The following is a 20,449-nucleotide window of genomic DNA, read 5'->3' on the forward strand; positions in this document are numbered from 1 at the left end:
GCATGTCGACGTCCACGCGCACCGAGGCGCCGGCGCCCGTCGCGGTGGCGACGCGACCCATGTCGCCGCCGCCCGACGCCACGTGGGGTCTTTCGCTCGCGGTTGTCGTCATCGGTGTGTTCATGTCGGTGCTCAACACCACCAGCGTGAACGTCGCGCTGAGCCGGATGGCGGCCGACCTGGCCGCGAGCACCGACGACATCCAGTGGGTGTCCACGGCCTACAACCTGTGCCTCGGCGTGGTCGTGCCGGCCAGTGCATGGCTCGGGGACCGGCTCGGGCTCAAGCGGTTGTACCTGTGGTCGCTGGTCGGGTTCTGCGTCGGCTCGGCGCTCTGCGGTCTGGCGACCGACCTGACCAGTGAGATCGTGTTCCGTGTCCTGCAGGCGGCGCCGGGCGGCATGTTGCCGGTGACCTGCATGACCATCCTGTACCGGATCGTGCCCAAGCAGCGGATCGGCACCGCGATGGGGCTCTACGGGCTGGGCATGGTGGTCGCCCCGGCGGTCGGCCCGACACTGGGTGGCTACCTGGTCGAGTACGCGAGCTGGCGACTGGTGTACTTCGTCAACCTGCCGGTCGGTCTGATCGGCCTGGTTGCCGCGGCGGCGGTGCTTCCGAAGCTGGAGGGCCGTCCGGGCCGGCGGTTCGACGCACCGGGTTTCGCCTGCATCGCGGGCGGCTTGTTCGCGCTGCTGCTGGCGGCGTCGGAGGGGGAGGACTGGGGCTGGACCGGGTACCGGGTCCTTCTGCTGGTCGTCGTGGCGGTGTTGCTGCTGGCCCTGTTCGTGGTGATCGAGCTGGAGGTCGACGACCCGCTGCTGGACGTGCGTGCGCTGCGCAACTGGCCGCTGGTCAACTCGCTGGTCCTGATCGCGCTACAGGCGATCGGGTTGTTCGCGGTGTCCTTCTACGTCCCGATCTTCCTGCAGGAGGGCCAAGGCCTCACGGCGCTGAACACCGGATTCGTACTGCTGCCGCAGGGGCTGGTGATGATGCTGTGCATGCCGCTGGCCGGCCGGATCACCGACAGGTTCGGTGCCCGCTGGCCGGCGGTGGCGGGGCTGGCGATCTCCGGGGTCGGCCTGCTCATGCTCGCGCGCATCAACCCGGACATGACCCGGGGAGAGTTCATCGCGGCGCTGATGCTGCGTGCCGTGGGCCCTGGCCTGGCCATGATGCCGATCACCACGGCCGGCATCTCGTCACTGCCGCCGCACCTGGCCGGCGCGGGCAGCGCGTTCAACCAGCTCGTCCAGCGGGTCACCGCGGCCCTCGGGCTCGCCATGCTCACCGCGTTGGCGACCGGACGGCAGGCCCAGCTGTGGGCCGATCGTTCGGCCCTGCTCACGCCGGCCGACGAGCGGGTGCACACGATGGCCGCGCGTGGCGCCGAGGGGCTCGCGCCACTGTATGAATCGCTCCAGCTTCATGTGTTGGCTCAGGCGTACAGCGACGTGTTCCTGCTCTGTGGGGCGGTCACACTGGCCGCCATCCCACTGGCCCTGTTCATCCGACGACCCGCTACCGGCGGTCCCGCGTAGTCACTCGTCGGCGCCGGGCCCGGCGGCTGCCTCGGCGCCGTCGGAGAGGCTGTGCAGCTTGCTCGGGTCCACGTGGGCGAGCAGGGCCTTGCCGATCCGGACCAGGTCGGCCTGCATGTCCGGGCTGAGCGGGGCGAAGAAGTTCTCCCGGATGCTGCGCGCGTAGCGCGGCATGGCGCGCTCGATGAGCGCCGCCCCCTGCTCGGTCAGCACAGCGCTCCAGCCGCGACGGTCGCCCGCACTCACCTCACGCCGGACCAGCCCGTCGGCCTCCAGGCGTCCGATGGCGTGGGTCATCCGGCTCGGCTTGGACTCGGTCTGCTCGGCCAGTTCGGTCATCCGCATGGCCTGGCCGGGGGCGTGCCTCAGGCGCCACAGGATCTCGAAGTACGTCCGGGACAACCCGATGTCGTTCTGCAGCTCCTGGTCCAGCCGGGCCATCATCGCGACCCAGGAGGTGTTGAACGCCCGGAAGACCCGTAGCTCCTCGGGATCGAGCCAGTCAGCCATACCTGAACCTTAGTCCGGACGGCTCTGCGCTCCCGGTGCCGATCGCATGAACTTCGGCGCTGGATAGTCCAGCACTGAAATACATGCTATAAGTGGGCATGCCCTCGGCGTCGTCGACCACACCTCAGACGCAGAAGTGGCTGGCGCCGCTGCTGGTGCTGATGGTCGGCAGCTTCCTGCCCCCGATGGACAGCGCGATCGTGAACATCGCCATCCCGTACATCCAGAAGGACCTCGGGGGTAGCAGCGACGACGTCGCCTGGGTCAGCACGGCGTTCTCGCTGAGCCTCGGGATCTTCGTGACCACCAGCAACTGGCTGGGCAACCGGCTGGGACCGACGTTGCTGCACCGGCTCGTGCTGATCAGCTTCCTGGCCGGGTCCACGCTGTGCGGGCTCGCCTGGGACCTGAACAGCCTCATCATCTTCCGGGTGCTGACCGCCATCCCCGGCGGCGTCATCCCGGTGGTGACCATCACGATGATCTACCGGATCGTTCCGCCGGAGAAGATCGGCGCCGCGATGGGTCTGTACGGTCTGGGCGTCGCGGCCGCGCCCAGCTGCGGGCCCACCATCGGCGGCCTGCTGATCCAGGACCTGAGCTGGCGCTGGATCTTCCATTTCAAGACCCCGATCGGCATCGCCGCCGTCATCGTCGGACTGTTCCTGTTGCCGAATCTGCCCCGAGGAGAGACGAGGCAGAAGTTCGACTGGTGGGGGTTCCTCACCTTCAGCTACGGGCTGGCCGCGATCATCGTGGTCTCGTCCAAGGGCCAGAAATGGCACTGGGACTCCTATCTCGTCCTGATCCTGGCCACCAGCGCGGTCCTGTCCCTCGCACTGTTCGCGGTCATCGAGAACGAGGTCGAGAACCCACTGATCGACCTACGGGTGTTCCGGTACCTGCCGTTCGTGAACTCGCTGCTGCTGATCGGAATCCTGACCATCAGCATGTTCGCGACGATCTACTACCTGCCCCAGTTCCTCCAGAACGCACAGGGCCTTTCGGCGGGGCCCACCGGTCTCGCCCTGCTCCCCATGGGGCTGATGCTGATCGTGCTGATCCCGATCGCCGGGGCGTTGTACGACAGGTTCGGTCCTCGGCTACCCGCGCTGCTGGGACTGGTCGGCAGCCTGTACGGGGCCTATCTGCTGGCCACCGGCTTCAACGTGGACATGACCAGGCCGCAGGCGGCGACCTGGGTCATGATCTCCGCGCTCGGCGCCGGACTCGCGATGATGCCGATCATGACCAACGGGCTGGGCTGGCTCCCACCGCACCTCGTCGGTCACGGGGGCGCCGCGAACAACGTCGTGCAGCGGGTCTCCGCGGCGCTCGGCGTCGCGGTGATGGGCATCGTGCTGTCCCGGGTCAACGCCCAGCTCTCCTCCGACACGAGCTCGCTGCAGACGGTGACGACGCTGCCCCAGTACGAGAGCGCCGACCGGCAGACCCTGCTCGGTCTCTACAAGACCGCGCAGACCCACGTGCAGGCGACGTCCTACGCCGACATGTTCGTGCTCACCGGCGGTGCCGCCGTCGTCGGAGTGCTCCTCGTCCTGATGCTGCGCAAACCACCACCGGCACACCCGTCCCCGCTGAACCCGTGAGTGCTTGGCTCACCGCGCGCGGTCGAGCTCGAGGAGCGCCTCGGCGTGCACCCGGATCCCGGTGCTGATGTCCTCGAGATCCGTCCATTCCTCCGGGCAGTGGCTCCGGCCGTCCCTCGACGGCACGAAGATCATGCCCATCGGGCACAGCCGGGCGATATGGACGGCGTCGTGGGTCGCGCCGCTGGGCAGCGCCTCCCAGCCCACGCCCAGCGAGTCGGCCGCCGCGGTGATCACCTGCTGCACATCGGCGTCGGCGGGGAGGCACTCGTTGTCCACCGACCAGGTCAGGTCGGCGTCCACGCCGTGCTCGGCCGCCCGCAGACTGATCTCCTCACCGAGCCTGCGCTGCGCGTCGGAGAGCCAGCCGACGTCGACGCTGCGCATCTCCGCGTACATGCGGATCCGTGCCGGCACGACGTTCGGCGAACCGGGCGGCGCGTCGAGCCGGGTGGTGGTGGCCACGCCGTGCACCGGAGCCCCGCATCCCTGTTGGCGGACCGCGAGCACGGCCTCGGCGGCGGCGACGAGGGCGTCACGGCGCGCGGCCATCGGCGCGGTCCCGGCGTGGTCGGCGCGACCGACGAAGTCCGCGACCAACCGGTGGATGCCCGCGATGGCCGTCACGACCCCGATGGCCGTGCCCCGCTGTTCCAGCACCGGCCCCTGCTCGACGTGCAGCTCCAGGTATCGGTGCAACGCACCCCGCCCGGCGAACCGCGCTGCGGCCTCGAGGACCCCCGACGGTTCCAGGCCGAACTCCGCGTAGCGCTCGCCGAGACGGACGCCGTCGCGGTCGCGCCGATCGAGGTGGTCGGTGGTCAGCTCACCCGCGAGCGCCCTGCTGCCCAGGCAGCTGAGCCCGAACTCGTTGGACTCCTCGCCGAGGAAGTCGACGACGAGAAGGTCCCGGTCGAGCTCGATGTCGTTCTCCCTCAGCATGCGGACGACCTCGATCGAGCCGAGCACCCCCACCACGCCGTCGAACCGGCCGCCTGCCTCCACCGTGTCGGTGTGCGACCCGGTGACGAGCGCCGGCGCCGACGGCACTCGGCCCGGCAGGACGCCGACGATGTTGCCTGCCCCGTCGGTCTCGACCCGTAACCCGGCCGCGCGCATCCGGGAGGCGACCCACTCGCGCGACGACCGGTAGGGCTCGGAGAAGACGGTCCGCGTCCAGCCCGCGCGCGTGGGTTCTCGCACCGTGGCCAGCTCGTCGAGGTCCGCCCCGAGTCGATCCGGACTGGGCTGCAGGCGCTCCGAGACCGTCATGCTGTCGGCTGTCCTTTCTGATCATTCCTGGCTCGTGAGTGCTGGGTGTGGCTATGGCCAGACTCAACACTCACGAGGTCCTAGCGGGTGGTGCGGGCGATGAACCGGCCTCGGCCCTCGGCGCCCACGAAGCGTCCGTTCCTGGCCACCAGGTCGCCGCGGGCGTAGACGGCGTCGATGGCTCCGGGCAGGGTCCACCCCTCGTATGGGGTGTAGTCCATGTTCTGGTTCTGGGTGGCGGCGGAGATCGTCGTGGTCCCGTCCGGGTCGAGCACGACGATGTCGGCATCCGCCCCGGGAGTGATCGAGCCCTTGCCCGGCAGCCCGAACTGGCGTGCCGGGGCGGTCGCGACGAGGTCGACGAACTTCTCCGGCGACAGCCGCCCCTGACGCACTCCTTCGGCGTACATGACGATGAACCTGTGCTCGACGCCCGGCCCGCCGTTGGGCACGGCGCGGAAGTCGTGCTCGCCGAGGCGGCGCTTCTCCTCCAGGCAGAACGGGCAGTGATCGGAGCTCACGACGCCGAGCGTTCCCGCCCGCAGGCCCCGCCAGAGTGCGTCGCGGTGCTCCTGGGTGCGCAGCGGGGGAGTGAGCACGACCTTGGCCGCGTCGAATCCCGGTGCGTCGTAGAGGGATCTGTCGAGAGTCAGGTAGTGGGTGCACGTCTCACCCGCGATCGCCCAGTCCCGGGACCTGGCCTCGGCCACCGCCTCGACCGCGCCCTCGGTCGACAGGTGCACGAAGTACAGCGGGGAGTCGGCCATGCGCGCGATGCGGATGGCCCGGTGAACCGCCTCGACCTCGGTGGCGGGGGGCCGGGCGATCTCGTGCGAGCCGGGACCGGTCCGTCCGGCGGCCACGAGATCCGCGGCGAGCCTGTCGATGACGTCGCCGTTCTCGGCGTGCACACAGACCTGGCCGCCGAGTGCCGCCGACTTTCGCAACACCTCGAACATGTCACCGTCGTGCAGCATGATGCTGCCCCGGTAGGCCATGAAGACCTTGAAACTGCTGACGCCGGACTGGACGATCTCCGGGAACTCGTCGGTCGCGCCGTCGTACAGGTCGGTGACGCACATGTGGAAGCTGTAGTCGATCACGGCCTTGTCCTCGGCCTTCGCATGGTGATCGGCGAGTGACTTCAGCAGGGTCGTGCCGGGTGGTTGCATCGCGAAGTCGACCAGGGTCGTCGTCCCGCCGCAGGCCGCCGCCCGCGTGCCGCTGGCGAAGTCGTCCGACGTGGTGGTGCCCATCATCGGCGAGTCGAGGTGGGTGTGGACGTCCACACCGCCGGGGAACAGCAGCCTGCCGCTGACGTCGACCCGCTCCACGTCGTCGCCGAGCGGCACGTCGTCGAACCGCCCGACCGCCTCGATGCGTCCGTCCCGCACGAGAACGTCCAGGTCGGACGACCCGGTGCTGTTCACCACGCGGCCTCCGGACAGCAGCAGCTTCGACATTGCTCGGCTCCTCACTCGGCCCGAGAACCGGGCCACGCAGCATGCCAATCGATTGTGCAATCGGAGCAGAAGTGTGTGATGCGGTCAAGTGTCAGCGGCCTCGTGACCGATGAACTCACTGCTTGCGGTTCATAGACGCATATCCATCCGCAGATGCGGAGATCAAGTTATTTTGGTATCCCAAAGTATTGACACCGGCATGTGCCCTGGCAAACATGTGTGCATTCCGTCGCCCGGCGGCCGCCGCTTCAGCAGACGCGTCCGGCCGGTGCAGCGCTCCATCGAGGAGATCCCGTGATCAAAGACCCGGTATTACGCGTCCCGCCGCTCGAGGAGTCCTTCCACGACGACCCCGAGGTGGTCCGTCGCGCCGTCACCGAGGACTACGCGGCGCACGTCGTGCCGAAGAGCGCACGCAGCGGCCGGTGGTCGATGGCGATGGCCTGGTACGCGCTGGCCAGCGCGATGGCGTGGCTGATCACCGGTGGGCTGGCGGCGGTGCAGGTCGGCCCGGCGGACGCGCTGATCGGCTGCGCCCTGTCGGTCGGGGCGTACAGCGTGCTGTGCGCGGCGATGGCGACGTACTCGGTTCGCTCGGGGACGAGCATCAACCTGTTCTCCCGCATGTTGTTCGGCTTCGGCGGTGGTTCGATCGCCACCCTGGTGCTGTACCTGATCGCCACCTTCTACGCGACGTTCGAGGGCGCTGTGGTCGCCCACGCCTTCCACACTGTGTTCGGCGGGCCCGGTGAGTGGTTCTGGTTCGTGGTGGTCGTCGCCTACAGCGTGCCGCTCGCGGTCGGTGGGGTGCGGGTCTTCCTCGACAAGTTCAACGGGGTACTGCTGCCGGTCTACCTCGCCGGGCTGACCGTGGCCGTGGTCTGGACGATCGCCGAGCGGGGCTACCACCCGGGCTGGCTGTCCGGTGCCGGCACGGCCACCGTGTCCGGCCCCGGCTGGCTGTACGCCTTCACCCTCTACATGGGCGTCTGGGTGCTGATGATGTTCACCGGCGACATCGCGCGCCACGCCCGCCCGGCCGATCTGCGCTTCCACCGGTGGTTCACCTTCGGGCCGGTGTTCCACGGACTCACCCTGTTCGTCAACGCGGCGGTCGGGATCTTCCTGGCCGAACACCTGGTCACCGGCGCGCTCACCGAGCTGTCCGCCGTGGACGGGATGCTCGTCATGATGGGCGTCTGGGCGGTCGTGTTCATCTGGGTGACCCAGACGCGGATCAACACCGCGAACTACTACGTGGCCTCCACCAACCTGGCCAACCTGGCGGGGCGCGTGGTGCGCAGGCCCGTCCCGCGCTGGTTCTGGGTGGTGGTCCAGGGCGTCGTCGTGTTCTTCCTGATGCTGCAGGACCTGCTGAGCAAGCTGCAGATCGGGCTGGAGTACAGCGCGATCATCACGGTGGCCTGGGTCGGGGTCGCGGTCGCCTTCATGCTGTGGTCCTGGGTGCGGGGCACCGGGCCTGAGCAGCTCGAATACCGGCCGGGACGGGTCCGCGCGGTGCACCGGCCGGGTGTGCTGGCCTGGGTACTGGGCAGCGCCGTGGGGATCGGGCTGCTGAACCTGGCCGGCGTCCCCGGTGCGACGTGGTACGCGCCGGCCGCGTTCGCGGTGTCCTTCGTCTGCTACCTCGGCGCCCTGCTGTGGGACTCCAGGGTCGGTGAGGTGCCGGCCCGGCCGTACGACCCCCGCGACGAGGTCGCCGACCCGTGGGAGTCACGCATCCGATGTCACGCCTGCGACCGGTCGTACGTGGCACAGGAGATGGACCGCGATCCCTCGGCCGCGCACCACGCGATCTGCTGCGAGTGCGCGGCACAGAGTCCCGCTTTCCTCGCCGCCGCCCGGCGCGAGTCAGCCCAGTCGACAGGAATGAGGACCAGCGTGAGATGCCAGCTCGGCATCCGGGTGTTCGTGTTCTTCCTGAACCGCACGCCCGAGGTACGAGACATGCTCGACCACTGGGATCGGACCTTGCAGTTCGACCTCAGCGGGGAGCCGCCGTTCCACGTCATCGTCGAGGACGGGCGGGCGCGGGTGTGCACAGGCAGGGCCGCCGAGTCACACGTCGTGTTCGAAGCGCCGGCGGCGCTGTTCCTCCGGATGATGCTCGACACCGCGGCCGCCGACGAGGCGTACGTGAACAAGAAGTACGAGGTCCACGGCCCGCCCTCGGACGCGACCCGGTTCCGCACGCTGGGCGAACGGGTCCAGGACCACCACCCGGCGGTGTTCGGTCTGCTGCGCAGGCTCGGCCCCGTCGTGGCCCGAGTGAAGTGAGGTCTCGATGCCCACACTCATCTTCCAACCACAGGACTACCTCTTCCCCGCCACCGTCGACGAGGTGCTGCGCGTGCTGGACGCGCGGGGCTCCTCGGCGCAGATCATCGCCGGTGGCACCACGATCCACGAGCTCGCCTACCGCAAGGCCATGGGTGAGGTCCGGACGCTGGTCGACGTGACACGCCTGCCGCTCGGCACCATCGCGTCGAACGGCGAGCGGGTGCACGTGGGCGCGACGGTCACGTTCACCGACCTGGCCCGCCATGTCCGGGCCGGCCGGCACGGGAAACTGGCCGTGCTGACCGACGCGATCGCCGGCATCCGCCCGATGCAGATCCGTAACGTGGCGACGGTCGGCGGGAGCATCGCCTCCAGCCTGCCGTTCTTCGACCTGCCGGCCGCGCTGGTCGCGCTCGACGCCCGGGTGACGACGCTCGGCCTCGGGGCGGCCCGCCGCACGACGCCGATCGAGCAGTTCTTCTGGGACTTCTTCCTGCCGGACCTGCGGTTCGGCGAGATGGTGACCGAGGTCGAGTTCTCCATGCCGCCCCCGGACTCCGGTGGCGCGTTCATGAAGTTCGAGACCAACTCGGTGGACTGGGCACTGGTCAGCATCGGTGTGCAGGCCCGGGTGCGCAGCGGGCGCTTCACCGACGTCCGCATCGCGCTCGGCGGCGGCGTCGGCCGCAAGGTCACCAGGGCCATCTCGGTGGAACGGCTGCTCATCGGGAGGCCCGCCACGGCTGAGGAGATCGAACGGGCCGCCGCTGCCGTCTCCGACGACGTCCGCACGTTCAGCGACTTCCGAGGCTCGAGCCGCTTCCGGAACCACCTCCTCAAGGTCTACATCACCCGATGCCTGGTCCAGGCGGTTGTGAGGGCGCAATGACACAGATCGACAGTTCGACAGCCGACGAGACGGGAACCGAACACCGGATGCTCCGGCTCACCGTGAACGGTGATCCGGCAGCGCTGGTGGTGACGCCCTACGAAAGCCTCAACTCCGTCCTGCGCGACCGGCTGAACCTGACCGGGACCAAGCGCGGCTGCGACACCGGTGGCTGCGGGACCTGCACCGTGCAGGTCGACGGGCAGGCGATCTACTCCTGCATGTACCCGGCGCTGCGCGCGGAAGGCAGGTCGGTGCGCACGGTGGAGGGACTCGGCCGCGACGGTGAGCACCACCCGCTGCAGACCGCGCTCGTGGAAGGCGGCGGTGTGCAGTGCGGCTACTGCACGCCCGGCGTGCTCATGGCCAGCTGCGCTCTGTACGCGGAGAACCCGGACACCGACGCCGACGACCTCGCCGAGGAGCTCGCCGGCAACCTGTGCCGCTGCACCGGCTACGTGAAGCTGATCGAGGCGCTCGCCGGAGCCGGCGAGCAGATGCGGCGGGACGGCCATGTCTGAGACCCTGTCCGGGCCACTGCCCGGCGCCGACGAGTTCGCCAACATCGGCAGGCGGATCCCGAAGTTCGACGCCATCCACAAGGCCACCGGCCGGCTCAGGTTCGTCGGCGACGTCCGGCGGCCCGGAATGCTCGACGCGAAGGTCCTGCGCAGCCCGCACCCGCACGCGGAGATCGTCCGGATCGACACGTCCCGGGCGCTGGCCATCCCCGGGGTGAAGGCCGTGATCACCCACGCCGACGCACCGAGCCACCCGTACGGCCGCGAGTTCGCGCTGCCCCCGGAGTACATGCCGAGGGACAACTTCATCATCCCGGACAAGGCCCGCTACGTGGGTGACGTCGTCGCGGCGGTCGCGGCGACCAGCGCCGACGTGGCAGCCCGCGCGGTGGCCGCGATCGACGTCGAGTACCGGCTACTGCCCGCCTCGCTCGACGCGACCGAGGCGATCAAGCCGGGTGCCGCGCGCATCCACGACACCGTGCTGTGGGGCGAGGAACGCGACGAACCGCGCGGCAACGTCCTGCGCAAGGTGGAGATGGGCGTCGGTGACGTCGACGCCGGATTCGCCGAGGCCGACGTGATCATCGAGAACACGTTCAGGGTCCCCAAGCAGCAGCAGAGCCCGATGGAACGGCGCTGCATCGTCGTCGACCCGATGCCCGACGGCCGGCTCGAGATCTGGTGCACCACCCAGTCCATCCATGGCCTGAGGCACAACCTGGCGCGGGCGCTGGGCGTTCCGTACAGCCGGATCAACGTGCACCAGTCGTTCCTCGGCGGCGCGTTCGGCGCACGGCTGGACATGAACGTCGACGAGCCGATCGCCGCGCTGCTGGCGATGAAGGCGGGTGCGCCGGTGCGCCTGCAGCTGACCAGGGAGGAGGACATGATGTCGACCAGCCGCCACCCGGCGACCGTGCGGCTGCGCACCGGCGCCCGCCGGGACGGCACACTCGTCGCCCACGAGATGGAGGCGCACGTCGACACCGGCGCGTACGCCTGCTCCGGCGAGTGGGTCACCAAGTGCATGGGCGGCTGGTTCATGTCCATGTACCGGGTGCCGCACCAGAGGTTCACCGGTCACGTCATCTACACGAACACCCCGCCGGCCGCCGGATTCCGGGGTTTCGGGAACCCGCAGGCGAACGTGCCCATCGAGTCCCACATGGACATCCTCGCCGACCGGCTGGGGATCGATCCGGTCGAGATCCGGCTGCGCAACTACATCCGTGAGGGCGACGCCTACTTCGCGCAGGGCCCGAACGTCATCGACCACATCAAGAGCTGCGGGGTCGAGGAGATCCTGACCTCGGGCGCGCATCGGATCGGCTGGGAACGGCGTGCCGAGTTCGCGGCGCGCACCGATGACCGGGTGCTCAAGGGGATCGGTCTCGGCCGGGCGTTCCACACCTCCGGGTGCGGCCAGGCCAACGAGGTGTCCGACATCCTGGAGTACGCCGGGTCCACGCTCAAGGTCAACGAGGACGGCACGGTCAACCTGACCACCGCCCTGGTGGACATGGGCACCGGCAACCTGATGGGCCACGCGCAGATCGTCGCCGAGACCCTCGGCATCCGCGCCCAGGACGTCCTGGTCAACAACACCGACACCGACTCATCGCCCTACGACGTGGTCACCCACGCCAGCAGGAGCACCTACGTCTCCGGGATGGTGGCCAAGCTCGCGGCCGAGAAGCTGCGCGACCGGATCCGGGAGCTGGCCGGGCGCATCCTGGAGGCCGAGCCGACCGACATCGAGCTCGTCGGCGGGCGGGCACAGGTGCGGGGAGCCGGCCGGTCGGTGAGCATCGAGGAGGTCGCCAGGACCGCGCAGATGCGCCAGTGGGGCACGATCATGGCCGAGGAGAGCCGCCGTGCCGTGACCACCGCATCGCACTTCACCTGCAAGTTCGTCGAGGTCTCTGTCGACACCGAGACCGGTACCATCACCATCGACCGGGTCGTCGCTGGCTCCGACGTCGGCCAGGTCATCAACCCGGTGCTGGTCGAGGGACAGATCCACGGCGGGGCCGCTCAGGCCTTCGGCTACGCGCTGATGGAAGAGATCCAGATCGACACCGAGACCGGGCGCACGCTCAACCCCGACTACCTGAACTACAAGATCCTCACCTCCCGGGACGCCTGCCGCGACTTCGAGGTGTTCTTCGCCGACACCTACGAGGACACCGGGCCGTTCGGCGCCAAGGGCATCGGCGAGTCGGCGAACAACGACGGCGCGAGCGCGGTGGTCAACGCGGTGGCCAACGCGATCGGGGTGCACCTCACCGATCTCCCGATCACCCCGGAGAAGGTGTTGCGCGCGCTGGGCAAGATCTGACATGACCACGCCCGGGCGGTCTCCGATCGGCGTGCTCCTGCCGGGGTGGGCCTCGGCGGAGCGGGGCGACGCCGACGTGCTCGCCGAGACCTGCCGCGCCGTGGTCCACGCCGACCGGCTCGGGTTCGGCACCGCCTGGTTCACCGAGCAGCACGCCCCGATGTTCGGCGCGATCTCCGGCCGGATCGCGGCACCCCAGCTGCTGGTGGCGCACCTGGCCGGGATGACCGAACGGATCGGGCTCGGGACCGCGGTCCGTCTGGTCGCCGGAGCCGACCCGGAACGCATCGCCGAGGAGCTGGTGACGCTCGACCTGCTCACCGGCGGTCGCGTCCGCTATGGGATCGGTGCGGGATCCGCTGGCGAGGAAGGTGGCCCGGGGCCCAGGGAGGTTCGCCGGGCCGCCTTCCGCCGGACCGCCGGCCAGGTCGTCCACCTGCTGCGGTCCGGGGGAATCGGCCACGACCTGGGGTTGTGCATACCGGACCTGAGCTCGACGCTGCTCGTCGCCTCGGCCGACCCCCGGTCGGTCCAGCTGGCGGCACGCAACGGGCTCGGGTTCTTCGTCGGGATGTTCGGCGGGGCCCGGCACCGGCAGCTGGTGGCGGGGTTCCGCGCGGACGGTGGCACCGGCCAGGTCCGCGCGTCACGGCTGGTGTACGTCGGGGAGGACGACCACGAGGCACGGCGAACGGCCGCGTCGGCGGCCGACCACTTCTGGCCCCGGTTCACCCCGCCCACCCCGGGCTGGCGAAAGAGGGTTGCCGAGGATCCGGGGCCGTGGTCCCTGGACGACGTTCGTGCCGAGCTGGGCTGGATCGTCGGCGGGCCGTCGACCGTCAGGTCCGCGCTGGCCCGCTATGTCGAGGACTGCGGCCTCGACGGGCTCGACATCTGCTTCGACGTCCCGGGGCTGTCCGCGGAGGCAGGCGAGCGATCCATGGACCTGTTCGCTCGGGAGGTACTGCCGGGCCTGGAACCGGTGCTGGGCCGACGACCCGTCCTGGCCGGCTGAACCGCGACGCCGTTCAGCCCACCCGTCGGCGGATGTCCTCGGCGGCCACCAGCGATGAGGCGCGTACGACCAGCCGGGGAGGCAACGGTGGGAGGTCCACCGTCCGGCCCTCGATCATTCCGATGAGGGCGCGCGCGCCGCGCCGACCCAGCTCGCCCACATCGATCCGGACGCTGCTGAGTGGCACCGGCAGGTGCGCGGCGATCGGGTCGTCGTTGTAGCCGACCAGCGCGACGTCGGCCCCCGGGGTCAGGTCGTGCTCGAGCAGTGCGTGCGCCGCGCCGATCGCGCTGTAGTCGTTGATCGCGAAGACCCCGGTCGGAGGCGGTCCTTCGGCGAGCACGCGGCTCATGGCCGCGTAACCGTCGTCCACCTGCAGCCCGGTCCGGACCACTCGCACCGACCCGGCGGCGCCCAGCCGGGTGTGGACGCCGTCGCACAGCCCGGCGATGCGGTCGTGGAAGGTCGGGATCCGGTCCGGCGTGCCGAGCACCACGATGTCGCGGTGCCCCTGGTCGAGCAGGTGCTCGGCGACCGCCTGACCACCGGCGTACTCGTCCGCGACCACCGACGGATGGTCGGGTGGCCCCTGCCGGAAGACCGAGACCACCGGGAGCCGTCCGAACATGCCGTTGACCGGGCAGGGCTGCCCGATGAGTGAGTCGGCGAGCAGCAGACCGTCCACACTGCGGCCCCGGTAGGTCTCCAGCGCACCGAGCCGCACCGCGTCGTCGGAGCCGGTGGACGTCACGACCGCGAGGTAGCCGGCGACACGCGCCGCGTCCTCGATGCCGGCGAACAGGGCCGCCATCGCGGCGTCGGTGATGGTCGGCACCAGCACCCCGAGCATCCGGGAGTGCCCACTGCGCAGCGTCGCGGCGGCATGATGGGGGCGATAGCCGAGCTCTGCGGCGACGGCGTGCACCCGTGCGATGGTCGCCGGGCTCACCCGATGGGCCTCGTCACGCAGCGCCCGGGAGACGGTGGACCGGTCCACCCCCGCCGCGGCCGCGACGTCGGCAAGGGTGACCGCGCCCGACCGTGAGCTCCCCGTCTTCACCGCCTCATTATGACCTTGCCGGCACCGCGCCCTCTCGAACACGGCGCTCCTCGGCTTCGGCGGGGCGAGGAATGAAGAACGACAGCGCGAACGCACCGAGCAGGATGATCGCGCCCACCAGGAGCGCGGCGGCATATCCTCCTCGCGGGTTGCTCCCGCCGGACGCGAACGCCGTCTGGGCCGCGTAGATCACGATGAAGCTGAAGCCGGCACCGAGATTGAAGCCTGCGGTGTTCAGCCCGGGCAACGAGCCGGGTCTGACCGACGGCGACAGAACGACCCCGAGGCCGTTGAGCATGATGTTGGCCATCCCCGCGTACGTCACCCCGACCGCGATGGACAGCAGGAGGATCGCGCCCCTGGACACGCCGCCGAGTGTGAGGACGAAGATCGCCAGAGCGACGACACTGCCCACGATGCCGACCCGAAGCATCAGGCGGTACCCGAGCGACGCCGCCAGCCTGCCACTGAGCGGACCGACGATCAGGCCCGCGATCGCGTACGGCGCGAGCATCCACCAGGAGACCTCCTCGGCGGTGAACCCGAGACCGACGGCCCTGTCCTGGGCGAGCGCCGGCACCACTCCGTTCATCACGGCGAAGACACCCGCCAGCGTCAGGAACGCGGTGCCGACCACCGCCCAGGTGGCGCGTTCCTTGAGCTGGGCCGTGGACACGAGCGGGTGCGGGCTCCGCGCCTCGGTCCGCCAGAGAACCGCGAACGACCCGAGCGACACCACGACGAGCAGCACCAGCAACCCGATGGGCATGTCGCCGAACTCGTTCACCGAGACCAGCAGCGATCCGATCGAGAGGACGAACAGAGCCGAACCCGCCCAGTCCATCCTCGGGCGCTGAGCCGCCGTCGATTCGGGTGTCAGCAGGCGGGTCAGCGTCGCCGCCACGACGGCGACGAGCGCCATCGTCCAGAACAGCGACGGGTAACCGTAGTTCACAGCGAGATGACCTCCCAGCAGGGCATCGACTCCGGCGATCCCGCCGTTCACCGCGGCCACGATGCCCATCAGGAGGCCGTACCTCTTCGGGCTGGGTACGAGGTCCCGCAGTATGACCAGGCAGATCGGGATGATCGGGCCGGAAATCCCCTGCAGGAGACGGCCGACGAACAGAATCGCGACGTTCGGCGACAACGCTGCCACCACACTCCCGAACGCCATCACGGTCAGCATTCCGACCAACACCCGCCGCCTGCCGATGAGGTCGCCGAGTCGTGGCATGAATATGGAGAACAGTGCCGCGGAAGTGAAGAACGCCGACTGGGTGGCCGCTACCGCGTCATCCGATGCGTGCAGTTCTCGCGCCATCGTGACCAGCGCGGGGCTGAGCATGCTGGAATTGAGCTGGAAAGCGAGGATCGCCGAGAGGAAGGCGATCATGATTCCGGCTATGTCGCGTCGCCGCGGTGTAGTTGCGTCTGCTCCCACCGCGCTGTGGACAGCATTCATCATCGATTCCTTCGAGCCCGTAGGATTGTGACGCTACTGCGACCGTTCGGTGCGTTCGCCGAGGAAGCTCAGGCGAGTGCGGTGATCGACTCGATCACGAGATCCCAGAACCTGTCGACGTCGAGTTCCATCGCGACATCGACGTTCGCGTCGCGGTTCAGCATGTTGTGCAGGTCGACACAGGTCGCGCCCGCCGTGTGCTCACCGGTCGTCTCGACGTCCACGTGGGCCCGCTGGATGGAGGCCACGGTCCGGTCGATCAGTATCGCCACGGTGATCGGGTCGTGGAGCGGCCCCTCCGGCATTCCCTCGACCTTGTTGTAGGTACCGCAGAAGTAGCGCAGCAGCTCGACACCGAACGCGCTGGTCCGGTTACCCACGTCCGCGATCCGCTTGATCACCTCTTCGGTGATCAGAGCTTGGTGGGTGATGTTCAGGCCCACCATCGTCAACGGCACACCCGACCGCAGGACGATGTCGGCGGCTTCCGGGTCGGCCCACGCGTTGAACTCCGGATAGGCGCCGACGTTTCCCCGGCCGGTCGACCCGCCCATCCAGATGATCTCCTTGACCCTGGACACCAGCTCCGGCCTCTCGGTGAGGAACGTCGCGATGTTGGTCAGCGGACCGGTCGGTACGAGTACGACCTGCTCGTCCGACCCGGTGATCGTGTCGGTGATCAGCTGGAGGGCGCCGCGTTCGTCGAGCGGGACGGTCGGCTCGGGCAGCTCCGGCCCGCCGAGTGCATTCTCGCCGTGAATCCAGGTCGCCGGGCGAGAGGGACGGTGCAACGGGTCGGCCGCACCCGCGGCGATCGGAATTCCGTCCACTCCCGCGACCGTCAGTGCGATACGCGCATTGTGCGTCGTGTACTTCAACAAACCGTTTCCGCTGACCGTGGTGATGGCGCGGACGTCGATCAAGGGATTTCCGAGTGCCAGCCAGATGGCGAATACGTCGTCGTGGCCGGGATCGCAATCGATGATGACGGGTACCGACACATTTCCTCCATGCTTTGACGGTTGGTGCGGCAGCCAGCAGTGGTGCGGAATCAATTACCGAACGGCACCGACCGCGGGAGAATCGAGGGCTTGCCGGGCCGTGGCTGTTCCATATGGTGGCCAACGTGCCGGGCCCGTGTCAACAGTTTGGGATACCAAAATCTGGCGCTCGTGCGCTCGCCGGCTCACCGGGGTGGGCGTCACGGCGGTCATCGGCGGGCGGAGCCGGGGCGGGCCGACCGTCGACGGAGGTCCCCGATCCGTGCGTTCCGATCTGCCAGACTGACGACCGAGAACGGAAGAGGTGGGTCGTGATGCCGACCGGCGGCGCATCCGGGCACGATTCGGGACCTGCGAGCGAGCTGGCCGCCGCGCGGCGACGAGTGGTGTCGCAGCTTCGTCAGCTGGTGATCGAGGGCGCGCTCCAGCCTGGTGAGAAGGTCGTCGAGCGTGCGATCGCCGAACGTTTCGAGGTGTCCCGCAGTCCGGTGCGAGAGGCCGTCCGCACTCTCATCCATGAGGGCTTCCTGGTCGCCGAGTCTCCTCGTCGTATCGTCGTCCGTCGCCTGTCCCGCAAGGACGTCGAGGAGCTCTACGAGGTTCGTGAGGGCATCGAGATGACGGCGACCGGTCTGGCTGCGCTGAAGGCGACCGGGAACGAGGTCAGGAGCCTTCACGAGCTCCTGGACGAGATCGCCGCGACCACCGACGAGGCCCGGCTGCATCGGCTCAACGCCGACTTCCACGTGCTGCTGACCCAGATGGCGGGCAACAGCTTGCTGAGCAGCATCGCCCACCCGCTGGAGGGTCGCCTACGGTGGCTCTACCAGCAGAACTCCGACTGGGAGCGGCTCCTCGCCGAACACCGGGCGATCGCTGATGCCGTCGCTTCGGGGGACGAGATCACCGCCCGCACGCTCGCGGTGAACCACGCGCGGTCGAGCCGCGCCCACACCCTTGCGGTGCTGTTCCCGGACGACGCGGGGGAGCGCGCGTCCGCCGGGTCGTGACCAACGCGGTCGTCAGTTCTGGCGGGTGGGCCGGATGGTGATGTCGCCGATCTCGACGTCGTCGGGCTGTTCGACCGCGAAGGCCACGGCGCGGGCGACCGCATCGGGTTCGATGCCGAGTGTCTCCATCCGCTGTCGTGCCTCACTCCGGAGCCCGGGGTCCTCGACGTGGTCGAGCAGTTCGGTGCGCACGAATCCGGGTGAGATCGAGGTCGTGCGCAGGACACCGTCGGTGGACTCCTGACGCAGCGCCTCCAGCAGCGTGCGGACCGCGTTCTTGGTGCCGGCGTAGACGGCCTGGGTCGGAACGATCTTGATACCCGACGTCGACACGATGGTCACGAGATGCCCTCGCCCCTGCCGGCGGAACACCGGCAGCGCGGCCGCGATCCCGTGAAGGACGCCGCGCACATTGACGTCGATCATCGCGTCCCAGTCGTCGACGTCGAGTTCACCCACGGGAGAGGTTCTGGCGATTCCGGCGTTTCCCACCAGAACGTCGAGGCGCTCGAAACGCTCGACCGAGGTGGCGACCAGCCGCTCGAGGTCGGCGCGCCGGGTGACGTCGGTGGGTACCACCTCGGCGCGGCCGCCAGAGGAACGAATCCGTTCGGCCAGTGCGTCGAGCCGATCGGTGCGCCGTGCGCCCAGCACCACCGCGGCGCCCTGGCCGGCGAGCCGCAGGGCGGTGGCTTGCCCGATACCGCTGCTGGCTCCGGTGATGGCGACGACCTTGCCGCTGATTCCGGTCATCGAGGTACCTCCCGCTACTAACCTGACAGTTGTCCGGTTGTCTCTTCCTCACGCTACCGGACAAGTGTCCGGTAACCTGAGACCGTCCTGGGGAGGTGAGGAAGTGGCTGCTCGTGTTCAGCGCTCGGACGCGGTCGCCAACCGTGAGCGCATCGTCGCCGTCGCCCGCGCGACGCTGAGCGACTCCCGCGGCGCGGTCGACGAGCTGCGGCTGCACCTGGTGGCGAAGGCCGCGAGTGTCGGGCAGGGCACTCTGTACCGGCACTTCCCGACCCGCGAGCACCTGCTGGCCGAGGTGTACCGGCAGGAGATGGGTGAGCTGGTCGACGCCGTGCCGGCGCTGCTCGCCGAACGCTCGCCGCTGGATGCGTTGGTTCGGTGGCTGGACCGGCTGGTCGAGTACGCACGGGTCAAGCGCGGTGTCATGGCGGCGATCGAGGCGTCCGCCTGGCAGGACCTGTACGCCGATCAGCACGGGCGGCTCGACGACGCACTCACGACACTGCTCGACCGGGGTGTGGCGGCCGGGGAGGTGCGCGAGGACGTCGACGCGGCCGACGTCATCCTGTTGCTCGGCGCACTGTCGCGGGTGCCGGCCTCGGAGTGGGACTCGCGGTCCCGGACGGTGGTCAGGGTCGTCCTCGACGGTCTGCGCCGCCGCTGACGGTGGCTCCCGACGACCGTCCGATCAGCCGGGGGCGGGCGCGTGGTGGAGCCGTGCCGACGGCCATCGACCGTCCCGGATGGCTGAGTGGACCTGCTCGACGAGTTCCCTGGCGACGACCTCGACCGCGGCCGGGACGCGGCCGGTCCGAGGCATGCCGAGGACGATCGAGCGCCAGGTCTCGGGCGCGCACAGGGGTGCCGCGCTGAGTGAGTCGAGGTCGTTCGCGATGGCGACGGCGGGCAGGATGGTCCAACCGTGGCCGGCGCGGACGAGCTGCTTCTGCAGATGCATCGAGTTGGTCTGCACGGCGACGTCGATCTCCACACCGGCTTGGTGGAGGCTGCTGGTGATCAGTGCGTGCAGGCCGTGACCCGGCGTGGGCATGATGATCGGCCGCCTCGCCAGCTCGGTGAGGCCGACCGGCTCCTCGGGGCTCAGGTTCTCGGCGAGCGGCGCGACCGCCCAGAGCTGCTCCCGTGCCAGGGATGTCACGTTCAGCAAGGGTGTCCCGGTGAGGTTGTAGAGCAGGCTCAGATCCAGGTCACCATCGTCGAGCCAGTGCTGCAGATGCCCCGAGTAGGCGGTCAACAGCCGCAGCTCGATACCGGGATGGTCGCGCAGTATCGCGCGAGTGAGTGGATCGGCCAGGAGTTCGGCCGTGCTCTCCAACAGTCCGACGGTGACGATCCCGGTGACTGCGCCGGTCGCGGGCGTCAGCTCGGCGCGGGCCCGGTCGAGCTCGGTCAGCGCACGCCGTGCCCGGTCGGCGAGGCCGCTGCCCGCCGGGGTGGGGCGCATTCCGTGGTGGGTGCGTTCGAACAGTGGAACGCCGAGCTCGTGTTCGAGCGCCCGGATCTGACGGGTCACCGCGGGTTGCACGAGGTGCAGCAGCTCGGCGGCGCGGGTCACGCTGCCGACCTCGACCACGGTCACCAGCGCCTTGAGCTGCTTGAGGTCCATCGGCTCCTCCGGGTCATCCCGGCCGCGCATGGGGCCATGACGGATTGGTATTTCAGACTCTAGGACA

General features: G+C 69.3%; 17 protein-coding genes. 9 read left to right on the plus strand and 8 right to left on the minus strand.

Annotation, left to right across the window (positions count from 1 at the left end):
* Window positions 1-2: 2 nt before the first annotated feature.
* Window positions 3-1,544 (plus strand): MDR family MFS transporter, encoded by a 1,542-nt coding sequence (locus G406_RS0124345; RefSeq protein ID WP_028935774.1) that lies wholly within the window; start codon window positions 3-5, stop codon window positions 1,542-1,544.
* Here G406_RS0124345 and G406_RS0124350 read toward each other — a convergent pair whose 3' ends face one another.
* Complete coding sequence (locus G406_RS0124350; protein WP_028935775.1) at window positions 1,545-2,054, minus strand: MarR family winged helix-turn-helix transcriptional regulator; 510 nt, start codon at window positions 2,052-2,054, stop codon at window positions 1,545-1,547.
* A 98-nt stretch (window positions 2,055-2,152) separates the two neighbouring features.
* On the opposite strand from G406_RS0124350, the gene G406_RS49545 reads away from it, so the two are divergent.
* A complete protein-coding gene (locus G406_RS49545) occupies window positions 2,153-3,664 on the plus strand; it encodes a DHA2 family efflux MFS transporter permease subunit (protein ID WP_051342611.1) in 1,512 nt (503 codons plus the stop codon).
* 9 nt (window positions 3,665-3,673) lie between these two features.
* Here G406_RS49545 and G406_RS0124360 read toward each other — a convergent pair whose 3' ends face one another.
* Window positions 3,674-4,936, minus strand: a complete 1,263-nt coding sequence (locus G406_RS0124360) for a M20 family metallo-hydrolase (protein WP_028935776.1) — start codon at window positions 4,934-4,936, stop codon at window positions 3,674-3,676.
* 80 nt (window positions 4,937-5,016) lie between these two features.
* Window positions 5,017-6,399, minus strand: coding sequence for a dihydropyrimidinase (gene hydA, locus G406_RS0124365; RefSeq protein ID WP_028935777.1), 1,383 nt, complete (start codon window positions 6,397-6,399; stop codon window positions 5,017-5,019).
* A 294-nt stretch (window positions 6,400-6,693) separates the two neighbouring features.
* On the opposite strand from hydA, the gene G406_RS54510 reads away from it, so the two are divergent.
* Genes G406_RS54510 through G406_RS0124390 form a run of 5 tightly spaced genes read left to right on the plus strand, consistent with a single transcriptional unit; the run spans window position 6,694 to window position 13,466 of the window.
* Entirely contained in the window at window positions 6,694-8,697 is a 2,004-nt protein-coding gene (locus G406_RS54510) for an SCP2 sterol-binding domain-containing protein (RefSeq protein WP_051342612.1), read from the plus strand.
* A 7-nt stretch (window positions 8,698-8,704) separates the two neighbouring features.
* Complete coding sequence (locus G406_RS0124375) at window positions 8,705-9,589, plus strand: FAD binding domain-containing protein (protein WP_028935778.1); 885 nt, start codon at window positions 8,705-8,707, stop codon at window positions 9,587-9,589.
* Window positions 9,586-10,110 carry a (2Fe-2S)-binding protein gene (locus tag G406_RS0124380; RefSeq protein ID WP_156935135.1) on the plus strand — a complete coding sequence of 175 codons (525 nt, stop codon included), beginning with the start codon at window positions 9,586-9,588 and terminating at the stop codon, window positions 10,108-10,110. The genes G406_RS0124375 and G406_RS0124380 overlap by 4 nt, the downstream gene beginning before the upstream one ends.
* The gene (locus G406_RS0124385) at window positions 10,103-12,451 is read left to right on the plus strand and encodes a xanthine dehydrogenase family protein molybdopterin-binding subunit (protein ID WP_051342614.1); all 2,349 of its coding nucleotides are present in this window, start codon (window positions 10,103-10,105) and stop codon (window positions 12,449-12,451) included. Before G406_RS0124380 ends, G406_RS0124385 begins: the two co-directional genes overlap by 8 nt.
* 1 nt (window position 12,452) lies before the next feature.
* On the plus strand, window positions 12,453-13,466 hold the full coding sequence (locus G406_RS0124390) for an LLM class flavin-dependent oxidoreductase (protein WP_028935781.1): 1,014 nt from the start codon (window positions 12,453-12,455) through the stop codon (window positions 13,464-13,466).
* Between the two features lie 13 nt (window positions 13,467-13,479).
* Here G406_RS0124390 and G406_RS49555 read toward each other — a convergent pair whose 3' ends face one another.
* From G406_RS49555 to G406_RS0124405, 3 genes are all read right to left on the minus strand, one after another.
* Complete coding sequence (locus tag G406_RS49555; protein ID WP_051342615.1) at window positions 13,480-14,526, minus strand: LacI family DNA-binding transcriptional regulator; 1,047 nt, start codon at window positions 14,524-14,526, stop codon at window positions 13,480-13,482.
* 7 nt (window positions 14,527-14,533) lie between these two features.
* A complete protein-coding gene (gene uriT / locus G406_RS49560; RefSeq protein WP_483826427.1) occupies window positions 14,534-15,994 on the minus strand; it encodes a uridine transporter UriT in 1,461 nt (486 codons plus the stop codon).
* A 65-nt stretch (window positions 15,995-16,059) separates the two neighbouring features.
* Complete coding sequence (locus G406_RS0124405) at window positions 16,060-16,992, minus strand: nucleoside hydrolase (RefSeq protein WP_028935782.1); 933 nt, start codon at window positions 16,990-16,992, stop codon at window positions 16,060-16,062.
* 314 nt (window positions 16,993-17,306) lie between these two features.
* Between G406_RS0124405 and G406_RS0124410 the strand changes: the two genes are divergently transcribed.
* On the plus strand, window positions 17,307-18,002 hold the full coding sequence (locus tag G406_RS0124410; RefSeq protein WP_037078320.1) for a GntR family transcriptional regulator: 696 nt from the start codon (window positions 17,307-17,309) through the stop codon (window positions 18,000-18,002).
* A gap of 12 nt (window positions 18,003-18,014) precedes the next feature.
* Here G406_RS0124410 and G406_RS0124415 read toward each other — a convergent pair whose 3' ends face one another.
* Window positions 18,015-18,755, minus strand: a complete 741-nt coding sequence (locus tag G406_RS0124415; RefSeq protein ID WP_028935784.1) for an SDR family oxidoreductase — start codon at window positions 18,753-18,755, stop codon at window positions 18,015-18,017.
* Between the two features lie 103 nt (window positions 18,756-18,858).
* Here G406_RS0124415 and G406_RS0124420 point away from each other — a divergent pair, with 103 nt between their 5' ends.
* On the plus strand, window positions 18,859-19,419 hold the full coding sequence (locus G406_RS0124420; RefSeq protein WP_028935785.1) for a TetR/AcrR family transcriptional regulator: 561 nt from the start codon (window positions 18,859-18,861) through the stop codon (window positions 19,417-19,419).
* Between the two features lie 24 nt (window positions 19,420-19,443).
* Here the strand turns inward: G406_RS0124420 and G406_RS0124425 are convergent, their stop codons facing one another.
* The gene (locus G406_RS0124425) at window positions 19,444-20,412 is read right to left on the minus strand and encodes a LysR family transcriptional regulator (RefSeq protein ID WP_245607208.1); all 969 of its coding nucleotides are present in this window, start codon (window positions 20,410-20,412) and stop codon (window positions 19,444-19,446) included.
* Between the last annotated feature and the right edge of the window lie 37 nt (window positions 20,413-20,449).

The organism is Actinospineispora spinosispora DSM 44797, assembly GCF_000429025.1.
Taxonomy (GTDB): domain Bacteria; phylum Actinomycetota; class Actinomycetes; order Mycobacteriales; family Pseudonocardiaceae; genus Pseudonocardia; species Pseudonocardia spinosispora.

What these genes read in the sequence shown, in the direction of transcription:
- G406_RS0124410 (WP_037078320.1), top strand. Translation starts at nt 17,307, where the DNA reads ATGCCGACCGGCGGCGCATCCGGGCACGATTCGGGACCTGCGAGCGAG.
- G406_RS0124375 (WP_028935778.1), top strand. Translation starts at nt 8,705, where the DNA reads ATGCCCACACTCATCTTCCAACCACAGGACTACCTCTTCCCCGCCACC.
- G406_RS49545 (WP_051342611.1), top strand. Translation starts at nt 2,153, where the DNA reads ATGCCCTCGGCGTCGTCGACCACACCTCAGACGCAGAAGTGGCTGGCG.
- G406_RS0124360 (WP_028935776.1), bottom strand. Translation starts at nt 4,936, where the DNA reads ATGACGGTCTCGGAGCGCCTGCAGCCCAGTCCGGATCGACTCGGGGCG.
- G406_RS0124345 (WP_028935774.1), top strand. Translation starts at nt 3, where the DNA reads ATGTCGACGTCCACGCGCACCGAGGCGCCGGCGCCCGTCGCGGTGGCG.
- G406_RS0124350 (WP_028935775.1), bottom strand. Translation starts at nt 2,054, where the DNA reads ATGGCTGACTGGCTCGATCCCGAGGAGCTACGGGTCTTCCGGGCGTTC.
- uriT (WP_483826427.1), bottom strand. Translation starts at nt 15,994, where the DNA reads ATGATGAATGCTGTCCACAGCGCGGTGGGAGCAGACGCAACTACACCG.
- G406_RS0124425 (WP_245607208.1), bottom strand. Translation starts at nt 20,412, where the DNA reads ATGCGCGGCCGGGATGACCCGGAGGAGCCGATGGACCTCAAGCAGCTC.
- G406_RS0124380 (WP_156935135.1), top strand. Translation starts at nt 9,586, where the DNA reads ATGACACAGATCGACAGTTCGACAGCCGACGAGACGGGAACCGAACAC.
- G406_RS0124390 (WP_028935781.1), top strand. Translation starts at nt 12,453, where the DNA reads ATGACCACGCCCGGGCGGTCTCCGATCGGCGTGCTCCTGCCGGGGTGG.
- G406_RS0124415 (WP_028935784.1), bottom strand. Translation starts at nt 18,755, where the DNA reads ATGACCGGAATCAGCGGCAAGGTCGTCGCCATCACCGGAGCCAGCAGC.
- hydA (WP_028935777.1), bottom strand. Translation starts at nt 6,399, where the DNA reads ATGTCGAAGCTGCTGCTGTCCGGAGGCCGCGTGGTGAACAGCACCGGG.
- G406_RS0124385 (WP_051342614.1), top strand. Translation starts at nt 10,103, where the DNA reads ATGTCTGAGACCCTGTCCGGGCCACTGCCCGGCGCCGACGAGTTCGCC.